Below are 14,633 nucleotides of genomic sequence, written 5' to 3' on the forward strand. Positions count from 1 at the left end.
ATTTAGTAAAGCTTCCTACTTTTTAATTGTATTTTTTTAATTGGTTGTCAAGACAAAGTTGAAAAACCAAAAGAAGTAACAGAAACTGAAATCGATACTCAAAAACGAGGAATTCATATTGTCTTCAAAAAAGATGGTTTAGAAACAAATCAACTTTATAAAGACAGTTCTTATGATGGTATTGTCAATTATGTAAATGATTTTGACACAATTACAAAAACAATTTATGATGAAGTGAGTTATCCTCAGAGAAGAATCTTTTTTTATAAAGTCAATGAATTACTACCAGTTGATTTATTTGAACAACCCATAGAACAAATATTTGAAGACCATGAAATAGATACTTTGTATGCGGCTAGATATAATAAAATCCCTTTTAGTATTGTTCCAAAAAAGAGTGGTAAATTTTATATTAATGGCTCAGTTGAGGATATTGTATTCATGAAAACAAAAGACACTTCAAAGGTTAGGATGCTGTCGAGTATGATAAGTATTAGCGCTGAAATTGATGTTAAGGATGTTAATTTAAATAAATAACATTATAAAGATTATATTTCTATCTCAAAACCAATTTCGTAATCACATCCTTACCGATAGCCTCATTAAGCATCGCAATAATTTTTTCTTTACCGTAACTTAATTCTTCTCTTAATACACTAGAGCTTAGTTGTACGTAAAGTGTGTCGTGTTTTAGCTCAATGGCAGTTGTATAATTATTAACGCCATTGCCCATAAGGCTAGACCAAGCATCTCGCACATCGACTTTATCTAAACCATTTTGCAGGTTGTTGCTAGAGACAAATTCTTTTAGAACGTCTTGTATAGATTGATTATCGTTGTTGCGTTTTGCCATATTATTCTAAATCTAGTTCAATAGGTTTATAACGTTTGTAAATGTATATGGTTTCTCTGTCATTGATAACTTTTAAGCTGTTTTCGTCAGCTTTTAAAACGGTTTCTTTCCAATTAGCGTATGGTGTTTTGTAGTATAAATTTAAACTATCGTTTTCAATCTTTACAGTAATGCCTTCTGCATCCTTTGAGGTGATATATTGAGAATTAAAACCAGGTTTTAGCTTTTTTCTAAAACCAATCAGGCTGTCGTTAATACTAATGTAATCTATAGTGTCATTGTACTTGTAGTCTTTTTTATCTCCATCAGTAAAGATAACCTCTTTGATTTCCCAATACCCATTAATGTATTCCAAGTGGCTTTCAGGATCTTGAGAACATGAAAATAAAACTGTAATGAATAAGACTAATGCAATACGCTTCATAACTTTATTATTTTATAAGATTGATGGATCTGTTTTACAACATTTTCGGTACGCTCGGGATGCGTATCACTAATAAAAATTTGTCCAAAGTGTTCATCATCTACCATATTGATAATTTGTGCCACGCGATTTTCGTCTAATTTATCAAAAATATCATCTAATAGTAGAATAGGAGGTACGCCGCTTTGCTGTTTTATAAAATCGAATTGAGCCAATTTCAAAGCAATTAAAAACGATTTTTGCTGACCTTGACTACCAAACTTTTTAATCGGATAACCTTCAATCTGGAATATCAAATCGTCTTTGTGTATACCAACACTAGTATACTGTATAGCTCGGTCTTTGCCCAAACTACTTTTTAGTAATTCAGCTAAATCAGTTGCAAACAAATCACTTTTATAAACCAAATTTACAGCTTCGCTACTGTTACTGATTGTCGCGTAACGTTCTTTAAAAATAGGAATAAATGTTTTTAAAAATGCATCTCTTTTCTCAAAAACAGGTTGACCAAAAGTTTTTAGTTGCTCATTGTAAACTTCTAATGTATCTGAATTATAAGTATTATTCAGAGCAAAATATTTTAGCAATGCATTACGCTGTGATAATACTTTGTTATAGCTTATTAAATCTTTTAAGTACGCTTTGTCGCTCTGAGAAATTACACTATCAATAAATTTTCGTCTAATATCACTGCCTTCGCTAATTAAATCTCGGTCAGCTGGTGAAATAATAACAAGCGGAATAAAGCCAATGTGCTCACTAAATTTTTCATAAGCTTTACCATTACGTTTTATAACTTTTTTCTGTCCCTTTTTTAAAGAAACAATCAATTTTTCGTCACGCTCGTTTTTATGAAATTGTCCGTCTACAACAAAAAACTCTTCGCCGTGCTTAATATTTTGGGTAGCAACAGGATTAAAATAACTTTTACCAAATGCTAGGTGATATATGGCATCTAAGGCATTGGTTTTTCCTATACCATTAGCGCCAACAAAACAGTTAATTTTAGTGTCAAATTCGAAAGTAGAACTTTCAAAATTCTTATAATTCACTAAAGAGAGTCGGTTAAGAAACATAAAATGAGTTGTAATCGTAGTGTTTAAAAGGTATGTCTTTAGATTTATAAAGGCTGCAAATTATTGAAAAATAACAAATAAATAGGCTTTTAATTCCCAATAAAAATTTTATTTTTGCCCTCGCACAAATTAGAAATTATGGCAACATATAAGAAAAGAGGATATAAGCCTAAAACTCAAAAAGAAAAGGTTGAGGCAATAGAAGAAGATTCAACAACAGCTGAGGTATTTAATACCTTAGACGAGTCTGCTTCCAAAACCGAAGAATGGGTTATAAAAAATCAAAAATATATCTATGGTATTGTAGGTGTTGTGGCTTTGGTGCTTTTGGCATATATGGGTTATAATAAATTTATTGCAGAACCAAATGCTGAAGAAGCTATGAATGAGATGGCAGTAGCACAAGGTTATTTTGATGAAGCACTTAATGCTACAGAAAAAGACTCTTTATTCACATTAGCATTAGAAGGTGCTGACGGAAAATATGGAATGTTAGATATTGCTAGCGAATATGGTGGAACACCAGCAGGAAATTTAGCAAACTATTATGCGGGTACTGCATACCTAAATATGAACAAATACGACGAAGCTATTAAATATCTTAACGAGTTTAAAAGTGATGACTTAATGTTATCTGCAATATCTAAAGGTGGAATAGGTGATTCTTTTGTTCAATTAAACCAGCTTGAAGATGGTTTAGACTACTACGAAAAAGCAATCAAAGTTAGCGCTAACGATTTTACAACACCATTGTATTTAAAGAAAGCAGCGATTGTAGCTATGAAGTTAGGTCAGAACCAAAAGGCTTTAGATTACCTAAATCGAATTAAAACGGAATTCCCAACGTCTGATGATGCAAAAAATATAGATGTACTTATCGGAAAAGCAGAAGCAAGCTTATAGATATGGCTACCGAAAATAAAAATTTATCAAACTACGATAAAGCTACAATCCCAAACGCGAAAAATTTTCGGTTTGGGATTGTTGTTTCAGAATGGAATGATACCATTACAGAAGGGCTCTACAATGGCGCTGTTGAAGCACTAAAAGACTGTGGTGCTCTAGACGATAGGATTACACGTTGGAATGTTCCAGGAAGCTATGAGTTAATTTATGGCTGTAAAAAAATGCAAAGTAATAATGTAGATGTTGTTATAGCTATTGGCTCAGTGATTCAAGGTGAGACTAAGCATTTTGATTTTGTTTGTGATGGCGTTACTCAAGGTATTAAAGACCTTAATGTCTTAAGTGATATTCCTGTTATTTTTTGTGTATTGACGGATAATAATATGCAACAATCTATTGACCGTTCTGGCGGAAAACATGGAAACAAAGGTACTGAAGCCGCTATTGCTGCGATAAAAATGGCACAACTTCGAAAAGATTCTAGAGGTCACGGTATTAGTATAGGCTATTAATTCCTTAACTTTTGAATAACCATTTCTGTCATTAAACCTTTTTTTGGCAGGCTTTTTGTTAACAATTATTAAGAGTTGCTTTGCCAAAATTCCTTGTATTTTAAGTATTTTTGAAAGGAATCATAGTAATTTCATTAAAAGTGTTTAATCAGCGAAAAAACAAAAAATTCAATTACAAGCCACGCTTCCAAGATTCGGGAGAACAAACTATAAAAGAAGATTTTGAATCTAAATGGAATGCAGCTAAACCAAATTCTAAAAGACGAAAAGGTTTTAGTTCTCTTCCGACAATGATTGTTTTTTTAATTGCTGTTATTGTATTAATGTATATTCTTAATGGATATATGAAATAAAATAATAAAGAATATGGGACTACTTAAAACAAAGAAGAACAAAAGATATAATTATACACCTAGATACTACAAAGGCGAAGGCAGTCCTTATGAATTAAAGCATAAGTTTGACGACTATAGAAAAACTATTAATCCAGCAAAAGGTATAAAAGGTAAATTTAATGCTGCTTTTGAGGATTATAAAGACAGAGACGAAAAGGTCAATAAGCGTGTTTTTATAATTGTGGGTATTCTTGTTTTAATATTCTTGTTTATAATTGACTTTGATTTATCTATTTTCTCTAAAGGCTAATGTCAGATATTATTCAACTATTGCCAGACCATGTGGCGAATCAGATTGCAGCTGGTGAAGTCGTACAACGACCGGCTTCAGTTGTAAAAGAATTATTAGAAAATGCAATTGATGCAAATGCATCAGAAATAAAATTGATTCTCAAAGAAGCTGGTAAAACTCTTGTTCAAGTTATAGATAACGGAAAAGGCATGAGTACTACCGACGCGCGTTTATCTTTTGAGCGTCATGCGACTTCTAAAATTAAATCTGCTGAAGATTTATTTCAGTTAAATACTAAAGGATTTAGAGGCGAAGCTTTAGCAAGTATTGCTGCTATTGCCCATGTAGAACTAAAAACTAAGCAAGAGAATGATGAGTTAGGTACTGCAATCCTAATTGAAGGTAGTGCTGTAAAATCCCAAGACGTAACGGTTACTCCAAAAGGAACATCTGTTTCTGTAAAAAATTTATTCTTCAATATTCCTGCAAGACGAAACTTTTTAAAATCAAACACTGTTGAGTTGCGACATGTGACTGATGAGTTTCATCGTGTAGCATTAGCACATCCAAATATTGGATTTTCGATGTATCATAATGGTAGTGAGATGTTCAGTTTACAAGCCAGTAATTATCGTCAGCGTGTTGTTAATATTTTTGGGACTAAAACAAACGAAAAATTAGTTCCTGTAGAAGAAGCAACAGAAGTGTTGACCGTCTCTGGATTTGTAGGTAAACCTGAGTTTTCTAAAAAGACCAAGTCAGAACAGTTCTTCTTTGTGAATAATAGATTTGTAAAAAGCCCATATCTCAATCATGCCATTAATGCTGCATTTGAAGGTTTATTGAAAGACGGTTATCATCCAAGTTATTTCTTGAATTTAACTGTAGATCCTAAAACCATAGATATAAATATTCATCCTACAAAAACTGAAATTAAATTTGATGACGAGCATACGCTTTACGCTATTTTGCGTTCGTCGGTTAAGCATAGTTTGGGACAATTTAATATTGCTCCGGTTTTAGATTTTAATAGCGATGCTAATTTAGATACACCATATAACTATAAAGATAAAGCTGGTCGTACACCAACTATTGAAGTAGATAGTACATTTAATCCCTTTGCAGGTGAGCAAAGCGCTTCATTAAATACTGATGGACAAAATAGACAGACGTATTCAAAAACGCCAGCAGCAAATTGGGAAGGTTTATATGTAGGTTTAGAATCAAAGTCAAATACATCTCAAAATGATTTTTCTGAAGTTACCTTTGAAACTGAAGCAAAGACGTCATCAATTTTTAAATCAGATGAGGTTGCTCAGACCAAAACAACATATCAGTTAAGACAAAAATACGTAGTAAGTACTATAAAATCTGGCATGCTTATTATAGATCAAAATCGTGCGCATCAACGTATTTTGTATGAAAATTTACTGAAACAATTAACTTCCAAAGAGGCAACTACGCAACAATTATTATTTCCTTTGCAGTTAAATTTTTCAACTTCGGATTTCGAAATTATAAAAGAATTAAGAACGGATTTAGAATTCGCTGGTTTTGTTTTTTCAGAAGAAGAAAAAGAGCGACTTGCAATCACCGGAGTTCCTGTTGGAGTTCCAGAAAGTGAAGTATCTATTGTATTGGAGCAACTTATCAGTGATGTCGAAAATGATGTGCCAGACCAAAATTTTAGTGCATCAGATTTATTAGCAAAATCAATGGCAAAAAGCCTAGCCCTAAAAACGGGTCAGGCTTTAAATGAAGAAGAACAAGAGCATTTGGTAAATAGCTTATTTGCTTGTAAAGAACCATCAGTATCACCAACAAATAAAACAACATTTATAACATTAGGTGTTGATGATATTGAAAAGAAATTTATGTAATCAATTATGAGATTTCAAATTACAGACGCTGTAAAGCATTTGATTATTATAAACGTTATTATGTTTATAGGTACTGTTTCTATCGGAAACGGCCAATCCTTTTATGAATGGTTTGCTTTATATTTTCCTGAAAACAGTGCTTTTAAGCCTTGGCAAATTGTTACACACATGTTTATGCATGGAGGTGGTAGTATGGCTAATTTCAGTATAGCTCATATTGGATTTAATATGTTTGCTTTATGGATGTTTGGTACTTCTGTAGAGCGTCAAATAGGCGCAAAAAAGTTTTTGTTTGTTTATTTTTCAGCTGGAATTGGGGCAGTTTTATTTCAGTTAGGGTATTATTATTTTAGTTACCTGCCTAATTATAATGATTTAATGAATTTAGGTATTTCCCCGGAATATTTACAAAGCATGTTTGATACAAATAAAATTCCAAATTCATTATCGGAAGAGCAAGCAATAAAAGTTATAACATTGGGTGAAAGCTATTTTGCTTCTATGGTTGGTGCATCAGGTTGTATTATGGGTGTTTTAGCAGCTTTTGGGATGATGAATCCAAACGCAGAATTGATGCTTATATTCTTACCGATTCCTGTAAAAGCCAAATATTTTATACCAGGTATTATTTTATTAGATGTTATTTCTGCGATTACTGGACAATCTTTTTTCAGTCCAAGTAATACAGCTTACATGGCACATGTCGGTGGTGCGATTGTTGGTTTTTTAATCATGTGGTACTGGAAAAAGAATAGTATGAATAAATACCGTTGGGATAAGTAATGAACATTATTGAAAATTTAAAATATAAGTTTAATAACCTAGACGTCTTCGGTAAAATTATTGCCGTAAACGTGATTGTCCATATTATTACTTTTTTATTGGACGTATTCAAATTAAGCGGAATTTTAAGTTTTTTTAGATTACCTTCTGGGTTTAGTGACTTTTTGTGGCAGCCTTGGTCATTAATAACCTATGGTTTTTTGCATGCTGATATTTGGCATTTATTTTTTAATATGCTTATGTTATTTTATTTAACAAGAGTTACCGGAAATTTATTCCGTCATAAAATGGTCCTTAATATTTTTTTCTTAGGAATTATATGTGGTGGATTATTGTATTTAGGAATTGCTAATCTATGGCCCACTAATTTTTTTGGTGCTAGTAGAGGTATTTTAGTTGGTGCATCTGCAGGTATTTCAGCATTATTACTTTTTGTTGGTGTGTACATGCCGGATTCTACAATTAGACTATTCAATACCTTTACAGTAAAGTGGAAACATATTGCCTTGTTTTTTATAGTTATTGATGTAGGTCGTGTGCTAATGGGTATTAATCAAGGTGGATACTTAGCACATTTAGGAGGCTACTTACTAGGCTTTTATTACGCTAAGAAGTTGCAAGATGGTACTGATATCGGAAAAGGATTTGAACGCCTAGCAGATAGTTTTATGAGTTTGTTTAAACCAAAGTCTACATTAGAAACAGTGCATCGTAAAAAAAGTACTTCAAAAACTAAATCGGCTCCACGAAACAAAAGCAACACTTCAGCGTTAGATAAACAGAAGCAAGTCGATGCTATTTTAGATAAAATAAGCAAAAGTGGTTACGACAGTCTTACAAAAAAAGAGAAAGAATTTTTGTTCAAAGCTGGGAAATAATAACAAATGAAAGGACTTAAATTTTTTAGCAAAATTATTTTCTTCGTCAATTCCTTGGCTGCCTTCCTTTTATTATTAGCATATATTTTACCTTATATTCCTCCAAAAAGCTTTTCGCAACTTTCTGTATTAAGTCTTGCTGTTCCGGTTTTAATTATAATGAATATTTTGTTCTTTCTATATTGGCTGCTCAATGTAAAAAAGCAATTGTTACTATCGTTGGTAGTTTTATTAATTGGGTTTAATTATATCATTTCAATCTATAAATTTACAGGTTCTAAGACAGTAGAAGACGAGGCTAATTTTTCAGTTATAAATTATAATGTTCGCTTATTTAATTTATTTGAGTGGTTACCCAATAAGAATGTTGAAGCAGATATTTTAGAATTTTTAAAAGCAGAGAACCCAACGATTATTAGCTTTCAAGAATATAGAAAAAGCGAGACTTTTCAGCTTAAAGATTATGAGAAATTTGAATACGTTTCAAATGGAAAAGTAAAAAGTGGACAGGCTATTTTTTCAAAATTTCCTATTGTCAATTCGGGTTCAATAGAGTTTCCTAACACATCTAATAATGCAATTTTCGTTGATGTCGCTAGAAAAAAAGATACTCTGAGGGTTTATAATGTTCATCTACAATCTTCAAAAGTAAGTACTAAGGTTAGTGATTTACAAAAAGAAGGTTCTGAAGAATTAACTAAGCGCATTGGAGAAGTTTTTCAGATACAACAATCTCAAGCAGAACTTTTAATTACTCATAAAAGTAAATGTCCCTACAAGTTAATAATTATGGGTGACTTTAATAATACGGCTTATTCATACGTCTATGATAAAATCAAGGGCAGCCATCAAGATGCTTTTCTTGTTGCTGGTAATGGGTTTGGTAAGACCTTTAACTTTAATTTTATTCCGCTTAGGATAGACTTCATTTTAGTAGATAAGGATTTTACAGTGAATGGTTTTAAAAACTATGATATTAAATTGTCGGATCATTATCCTATAAAAGCAGTATTAAAGTAGTATAAAACTACAATCTACAGTATCTGCTATTATATGTATTAGTAATCCTATTCCGATTAATCGTGTAGATTTTAATAGTGCTAATAAAATGTATACGCCAATAGCGTAGTAGCTATGAAGTATATGAAAATTTATGCTACAACGGTTTGGATCAAACATTGGGTTAGCTATTAGGTGGTCTATGTCAATTACAATACCTAACAACATTATAATAGAAGCTTTTTTCCAGTTTTTTCTAAAGAATATATAAGCAACTATTATTGGAACAATAAAATGAATGCTGTAATGAACTATTGATTGTAGCATTACAATTTTGGTATTTGGGATTCTAAATAGTTAAGTGTGTTTGGGCCTTCATTAAATAATAAATCCAAAATACTTAGATTGGGTAAATATCCGTGTTTTTCTGTAAAGACCTGGGTGTATTTATCAAACTGGAAATCTGTATTCTTTTTCGCATTCACTAAGTAGCGAAAATCTTTTTTATCATTTGCAGGTATTTCAAAGCTTTCAGTTAATGAAAATGAATTGTCTAACTGTATAGCCTCAGAAAGAAGCTCAAAACATTTTAAATTTAAATCTAAAAGAAATTTAAAATCTGTTTTAAACAATGGCATTAAATCATCAATATAAAACTCATAAAATGGTGACATTCTGTAGGCAGAGTCTAGAGATTTAAGGTGTTGTAACTGCCATTTGTCAGTCGTAGATATTTGAACATCTTTTGTTTGTTGGCGCTTTTTTTGTGTGTAAGATACAGGTGCAGAAAGTACCAGTTTTCCGTTAGCACCGTAAATTTCACTACGATTTCTGAAGGTTTGCTTTTGGTAATTATCACAAACTTCAAAAACAATAGTTTTACTTTTTACTACTGCTACAAAATGTGCAATGTTCGGAAAGTATGTGGGATGAAAAAGCATAGTCAACCATTTTATTTGGTATTAGCTTTTGCTTTTTTGTTCTTTCTCCAACGGTTAAAGAATGTCAAGCCAAACACGACCACCAAAAATGGAATTAAATAAGAGACACGCTCGCCTTTTCCATTTACAGTGGTAAAAACACGGTCCCAACGAATGCTCCAATTTTTGATACCATCGTTAATACCATCGATACTCATCCATATAAACACGGGTTTGCCTATGACATGATCAAAAGGGACAAATCCCCAAGCACGAGCATCGACAGAGTTATGTCTGTTGTCACCCATCATCCAATAATAATCTTTTTCAAATGTATATGAGTCTACAACTTTCCCGTCTAAAACAACTTCGTTACCTCGAGCAAAGACTTTATGACCTTCATACTCTTGAATCAGTCTATCGTATAATGGTAAATTTTGAACATTGAGTTCTGTAGTAGTACCAGCTTTCGGAATATATAATGGTCCAAAAAAGTCGACATTCCAAGAGTAGTTTGGGTCTCTTGGAAAAGTACCGCCATATAAACCTTCTTTTTGAATATTTCTTTCAACTGATAAGACTTCAGGATGGTTTTTTAAATAAGCGATGGCTTTATCAGAAGCCGCACTTAGTATATAAGTTCCGTCTTGCATTTGACCAATTCCGTCATCAACATCAGCACGATTAAGAACAGACAAAATTCTATTAATATCAGCTTGACTTCTAAGTTCATTTTTAAACTTTATACGGTAAGAAAATTGAAGCTCACCTCTACTTGGCAATTCGTTTTTCTTACCATTGATGTGGACATAACCATTTTTAATTTCAAGTGTGTCACCAGGTATGGCTACACATCGTTTAACAAGATTTGTTTTTTTGTCAATGGGCTTGTAATAATTACGGTCAGGTGTAAAAATATCCATATTCCGTAACGTATCAGCAGGCTGTCCAAATACGACGTAATCATTGTTCTTTATCTTTTGAAAGCCAGGAAACCTAAAATATGGTAATTGCAACATATTTTTCCATGAGGTATTGCGTTTTTCAAAATTATCATCAAACAAATAAGATTTAGCGCCTAGTTTTGGTATTGTATCGTGTACCATAGGAGCTGCAACTGTAGTCATGGGTGCTCTTGCACCATAATGAATTTTGCTAACTATTAAAAAATCACCGACTAAAAGCGATTTCTCTAAAGATGAAGATGGAATCACAAATGGTTGAAAGAAATAGGTGTGTACAATTGTTGCTGCGACTATTGCAAATAGGATAGAGGTAATCCATTCGCCTGCTGACGTTTTTGGTTTTAATTGTCTATTTTCTATAAAAGAAACGTCTTCTATATAGTTTAAATAATAGAGATAAAACCCTAAAGTTAATATACAAATTAATGCGTCTAGTTTGGTGTCTTTACCAAATGCACGTGCAGTTTCTACCCAAACTGCGGGAATCATAATAAGATTTACTATCGGTAAAAAAATCAGAATTACCCAATACCATGGTCTAGAAATAATTTTCATTAAAATCACCGCATTGTATATTGGAACAAATGCTTCCCATGCTTGTCTTCCTGCTTTAATGTAGAGTTTCCATGTGCCTAGTCCATGAATAATTTGTATTACTATTAAAAAGATAAACCACTGTGTCCAGTTCATATATTTTGTTTTTATCTACTGTTGGTAGAAAAGTATTATAATTTGTTTCAAATTTTGTGCAAATTAACCAATATTTAAGACGTCTTTCATTGTAAAGACTCCTTTTTTATCAGCAATCCACTCAGCAGCAATTACTGCTCCTAATGCAAAACCTTCACGGTTATGTGCAGTGTGTTTTATTTCTATAGAATCAACTTCAGAATCGTAATTAATAATATGGGTGCCTGGTACATCTATAATACGTTTTGCTTCAATTTTTATAGCATCAGAATTTGTACCGTCCATTGACCAGTTCTTGTATTCAGAATTGGAAATAATATCATTAGCTAAAGAGATAGCTGTTCCGCTTGGTGCATCTAACTTTTGTGTATGATGAATCTCTTCAATATTTAATTTGTAATCAGGATACTTTGTAATCAGTTTTGCTAGAACTCTATTAACTTCGAAAAAAATATTGACACCTAAGCTAAAGTTTGAAGCATATAAAAATGCCGATTTATTTAAGTTACAATAATCAACAATGTCATTGTAATATTCCAGCCAACCTGTAGTGCCAGAAATAACAGGCACTTTAGCATCAATGGCATTTTTTATGTTTGAAACAGCTGTTGAAGGTAAGCTAAAATCAATAGCCACGTCAGAATCTGTAAAATCTAATTCTTTTGTTTTGCTATCTGCTTTTAGGGTTATAGAGTGTCCACGTTCTTTAGCAACACGTTCAATGATTTTTCCCATTTTCCCATAACCGAGTAGAGCTATTTTCATCTGCTATAAATCTAAAATTTAAAATTTACCGTTACTCCTAAATCTGAAGAGTCTTCCATTGGGTTATATTGAAAATGCGGCCGTAAGGCTAAATTTTCGTCAACATTAAACTGTAACAGATGTGCATCTACATTTGCATCAATAATGTTTAGCACATAGATACCTACGGTTACTAAAGTTGCTATATCTCTATTGCGACGAAACTGGCGCTGAGCTCTTATTAATGCATCATCAGAAATGGTTGGTGTAGAACCAGTGCCATAAAATTCATCATCAGTAAAACCAGCTAAGCGCCTTTTAAAAGCATCTCTGTAGCGGTTATATTGTTTGTTATTAAAATCATAAACAACAATACCTGTAGTTATTGCTCCAACTACAATCGGAATTTTCCAATACTTTTTATTATAGGCTTGACCTAACCCAGGTAAAATAGCTGAATAAAATGCAGCTTTAGAAGGTCTAAGAGGATCAATCTCTCTTTTAGTGATAAGCGCATTGTCTAATTTAAGTTCGTCAATAGTCGTCTCAATGGTGCTATCTTTTTGTACTTGAGAGAATCCAAATACAGAAAATAAAAAACAAATTAATAAAAGGGTAAGTTGCTTATTTAGCACTTTTTACGAGTTTTATGATGCGATTAAAATCTTCTTCAGAGTGAAATGGAATAGAAATCTTTCCGCTACCGTTCTTTGCTACTTTAACGTCAATTTTGTGCCCAAAGTATTCCGAAAATTCCTTGATACCTTTTTTAATTGGTTTAGGAAGCTCAGTAGTTTCTGAATTGCTTTTCGTTTCTGTAGGATTATTTAAGTTTTTGACTAAAGCTTCTGTAGCTCTCACAGAAAGTTTATTACTAATAATCTTCTCATAAACTTCTAATTGATCAACCTGACTTTTTATATTAACTATTGCACGTCCATGTCCCATAGAAATAAAGCCGTCACGCATACCAGTCTGTATGATTGGGTCTAGCTTTAATAGACGCAGATAATTTGCAATGGTCGAACGTTTTTTACCAACGCGTTCACTCATTTGTTCTTGAGTTAATTGAATTTCGTCAATTAATCGCTGGTATGATAACGCAATTTCGATTGGGTCTAAATCTTGACGTTGAATATTTTCGACCAAAGCCATCTCTAATGACTCTTGATCATTAGCTATTCTTATGTAAGCAGGTATTGTTGGGTTACCTATCAATTTAGACGCTCTAAATCGACGCTCTCCAGATACCAATTGGTATTTGTTGAATGCTAATTTGCGTACAGTTATTGGTTGTATAACTCCTAATTCTCTTATAGAAGACGCTAGTTCTCTCAGTGTTTCCTCATTAAAATTTGTTCTAGGTTGAAACGGATTCATTTCAATATCCTCAATATCTAGTTCGACAATATTACCAACGACTTTGTCAGCATTTTTGTCTGATGCAGAATTTATATCATTATCTGGGTCTTTTAACAATGCTGAAAGTCCACGACCTAGTGCTTGTTTTTTTGTTGCCTTCGCCATTATAAATTCTTTTTAATTATTTCTTTTGCTAAGCTTAAGTAATTTGTAGCACCTCGACTACTTACATCGTAGTTGATAATGCTCTCGCCATAACTTGGTGCCTCACTTAGGCGTACGTTTCGTTGTATAATAGTATCAAATACCATGTTGCTAAAGTGTTTCTGAACTTCTTCAACCACCTGGTTAGATAATCGTAATCTAGAATCGAACATCGTTAGTAATAAACCTTCGATATCTAATGCTTCGTTGTGTATCTTCTGAACACTCTTTATTGTGTTTAATAATTTACCTAAACCCTCAAGTGCAAAATATTCGCATTGAATAGGGATAATTACAGAATCTGCAGCTGTTAATGCGTTTAATGTGAGTAAACCCAAAGAAGGTGCACAATCCATAATAACGTAATCATACTCATCTTTAACCTCTACTAATGCTTTTTGAAGCATGTATTCACGTTCATCTTTGTCAACGAGTTCAATCTCGATAGCGACCAAATCGATATGTGCAGGAATGATATCTACATTTGGTGCATTTGATTTTACTATAGCTTCTTTAGCTGATTTAGTGTGTTCTAAAACTTGATAAGAACCTATTTCGACAGCGTCGACGTCAATGCCTAATCCAGAACTAGCATTGGCTTGAGGATCAACATCAATAAGTAATATCTTTTTTTCTAAAACACCCAGCGATGCGGCTAAATTTACTGAAGTCGTCGTTTTACCAACGCCTCCTTTTTGGTTTGCTATGGCTATGATTTTGCCCATTAAATGATTTGGTTTATTAAGGGTTTAAAAATACAATTATTTGTGGGTTTTAGAAATGGAAGTTGTCAACATTACCCTAAAATTT

General features: G+C 32.6%; 19 protein-coding genes. 9 read left to right on the forward strand and 10 right to left on the reverse strand.

The features are described 5' to 3' along the window. Nucleotides 1-234 precede the first annotated feature (234 nt). Nucleotides 235-537 (forward strand): hypothetical protein, encoded by a 303-nt coding sequence (locus BTO05_RS13060; RefSeq protein ID WP_087493092.1) that lies wholly within the window; start codon nucleotides 235-237, stop codon nucleotides 535-537. 19 nt (nucleotides 538-556) lie between these two features. Here BTO05_RS13060 and BTO05_RS13065 read toward each other — a convergent pair whose 3' ends face one another. Genes BTO05_RS13065 through recF form a run of 3 tightly spaced genes read right to left on the reverse strand, consistent with a single transcriptional unit; the run spans nucleotide 557 to nucleotide 2,353 of the window. Continuing rightward, nucleotides 557-853: a DUF721 domain-containing protein gene (locus BTO05_RS13065; protein WP_087493093.1), complete on the reverse strand. Its 297-nt coding sequence runs from the start codon at nucleotides 851-853 to the stop codon at nucleotides 557-559. 1 nt (nucleotide 854) lies between these two features. Next, complete coding sequence (locus tag BTO05_RS13070; protein ID WP_087493094.1) at nucleotides 855-1,277, reverse strand: hypothetical protein; 423 nt, start codon at nucleotides 1,275-1,277, stop codon at nucleotides 855-857. Further along, entirely contained in the window at nucleotides 1,274-2,353 is a 1,080-nt protein-coding gene (recF, locus tag BTO05_RS13075) for a DNA replication/repair protein RecF (protein WP_087493095.1), read from the reverse strand. The genes BTO05_RS13070 and recF overlap by 4 nt, the downstream gene beginning before the upstream one ends. A gap of 138 nt (nucleotides 2,354-2,491) precedes the next feature. On the opposite strand from recF, the gene BTO05_RS13080 reads away from it, so the two are divergent. From BTO05_RS13080 to BTO05_RS13115, 8 genes are all read left to right on the forward strand, one after another. After that, a complete protein-coding gene (locus BTO05_RS13080) occupies nucleotides 2,492-3,256 on the forward strand; it encodes a tetratricopeptide repeat protein (protein ID WP_087493096.1) in 765 nt (254 codons plus the stop codon). A gap of 2 nt (nucleotides 3,257-3,258) precedes the next feature. Next, nucleotides 3,259-3,771: a 6,7-dimethyl-8-ribityllumazine synthase gene (ribH, locus tag BTO05_RS13085; protein ID WP_087493097.1), complete on the forward strand. Its 513-nt coding sequence runs from the start codon at nucleotides 3,259-3,261 to the stop codon at nucleotides 3,769-3,771. Between the two features lie 110 nt (nucleotides 3,772-3,881). Continuing rightward, nucleotides 3,882-4,124 carry a hypothetical protein gene (locus BTO05_RS13090; RefSeq protein ID WP_087493098.1) on the forward strand — a complete coding sequence of 81 codons (243 nt, stop codon included), beginning with the start codon at nucleotides 3,882-3,884 and terminating at the stop codon, nucleotides 4,122-4,124. Nucleotides 4,125-4,137: 13 nt separating this feature from the next. After that, nucleotides 4,138-4,416: a riboflavin synthase subunit beta gene (locus BTO05_RS13095; RefSeq protein WP_087493099.1), complete on the forward strand. Its 279-nt coding sequence runs from the start codon at nucleotides 4,138-4,140 to the stop codon at nucleotides 4,414-4,416. Beyond that, nucleotides 4,416-6,278 (forward strand): DNA mismatch repair endonuclease MutL, encoded by a 1,863-nt coding sequence (gene mutL / locus BTO05_RS13100; protein ID WP_087493100.1) that lies wholly within the window; start codon nucleotides 4,416-4,418, stop codon nucleotides 6,276-6,278. The genes BTO05_RS13095 and mutL overlap by 1 nt, the downstream gene beginning before the upstream one ends. Nucleotides 6,279-6,284: 6 nt before the next feature. Beyond that, nucleotides 6,285-7,061, forward strand: a complete 777-nt coding sequence (locus BTO05_RS13105) for a rhomboid family intramembrane serine protease (RefSeq protein WP_087493101.1) — start codon at nucleotides 6,285-6,287, stop codon at nucleotides 7,059-7,061. Beyond that, on the forward strand, nucleotides 7,061-7,939 hold the full coding sequence (locus BTO05_RS13110; RefSeq protein ID WP_087493102.1) for a rhomboid family protein: 879 nt from the start codon (nucleotides 7,061-7,063) through the stop codon (nucleotides 7,937-7,939). The genes BTO05_RS13105 and BTO05_RS13110 overlap by 1 nt, the downstream gene beginning before the upstream one ends. 6 nt (nucleotides 7,940-7,945) lie before the next feature. After that, nucleotides 7,946-8,959, forward strand: a complete 1,014-nt coding sequence (locus BTO05_RS13115; protein WP_087493103.1) for an endonuclease/exonuclease/phosphatase family protein — start codon at nucleotides 7,946-7,948, stop codon at nucleotides 8,957-8,959. Here BTO05_RS13115 and BTO05_RS13120 read toward each other — a convergent pair. From BTO05_RS13120 to BTO05_RS13150, 7 genes are all read right to left on the reverse strand, one after another. Then, a complete protein-coding gene (locus BTO05_RS13120) occupies nucleotides 8,951-9,265 on the reverse strand; it encodes a DUF6122 family protein (RefSeq protein ID WP_087493104.1) in 315 nt (104 codons plus the stop codon). The two genes, BTO05_RS13115 and BTO05_RS13120, sit on opposite strands and share 9 nt — an antisense overlap. Beyond that, entirely contained in the window at nucleotides 9,265-9,879 is a 615-nt protein-coding gene (locus BTO05_RS13125) for a WbqC family protein (protein ID WP_087493105.1), read from the reverse strand. Before BTO05_RS13125 ends, BTO05_RS13120 begins: the two co-directional genes overlap by 1 nt. Before the next feature lie 11 nt (nucleotides 9,880-9,890). Then, entirely contained in the window at nucleotides 9,891-11,513 is a 1,623-nt protein-coding gene (gene lepB, locus BTO05_RS13130; RefSeq protein ID WP_087493106.1) for a signal peptidase I, read from the reverse strand. A 63-nt stretch (nucleotides 11,514-11,576) separates the two neighbouring features. Next, on the reverse strand, nucleotides 11,577-12,278 hold the full coding sequence (gene dapB / locus BTO05_RS13135) for a 4-hydroxy-tetrahydrodipicolinate reductase (protein WP_087493107.1): 702 nt from the start codon (nucleotides 12,276-12,278) through the stop codon (nucleotides 11,577-11,579). Nucleotides 12,279-12,289: 11 nt separating this feature from the next. Further along, a complete protein-coding gene (locus BTO05_RS13140; RefSeq protein WP_087493108.1) occupies nucleotides 12,290-12,892 on the reverse strand; it encodes a DUF5683 domain-containing protein in 603 nt (200 codons plus the stop codon). After that, nucleotides 12,882-13,784: a ParB/RepB/Spo0J family partition protein gene (locus tag BTO05_RS13145; RefSeq protein ID WP_087493109.1), complete on the reverse strand. Its 903-nt coding sequence runs from the start codon at nucleotides 13,782-13,784 to the stop codon at nucleotides 12,882-12,884. Before BTO05_RS13145 ends, BTO05_RS13140 begins: the two co-directional genes overlap by 11 nt. After that, a complete protein-coding gene (locus BTO05_RS13150) occupies nucleotides 13,784-14,548 on the reverse strand; it encodes a ParA family protein (protein ID WP_087493110.1) in 765 nt (254 codons plus the stop codon). The genes BTO05_RS13145 and BTO05_RS13150 overlap by 1 nt, the downstream gene beginning before the upstream one ends. Between the last annotated feature and the right edge of the window lie 85 nt (nucleotides 14,549-14,633).

Origin of the sequence: Winogradskyella sp. PC-19 (genome assembly GCF_002163855.1) — a bacterium.
Taxonomy (GTDB): domain Bacteria; phylum Bacteroidota; class Bacteroidia; order Flavobacteriales; family Flavobacteriaceae; genus Winogradskyella.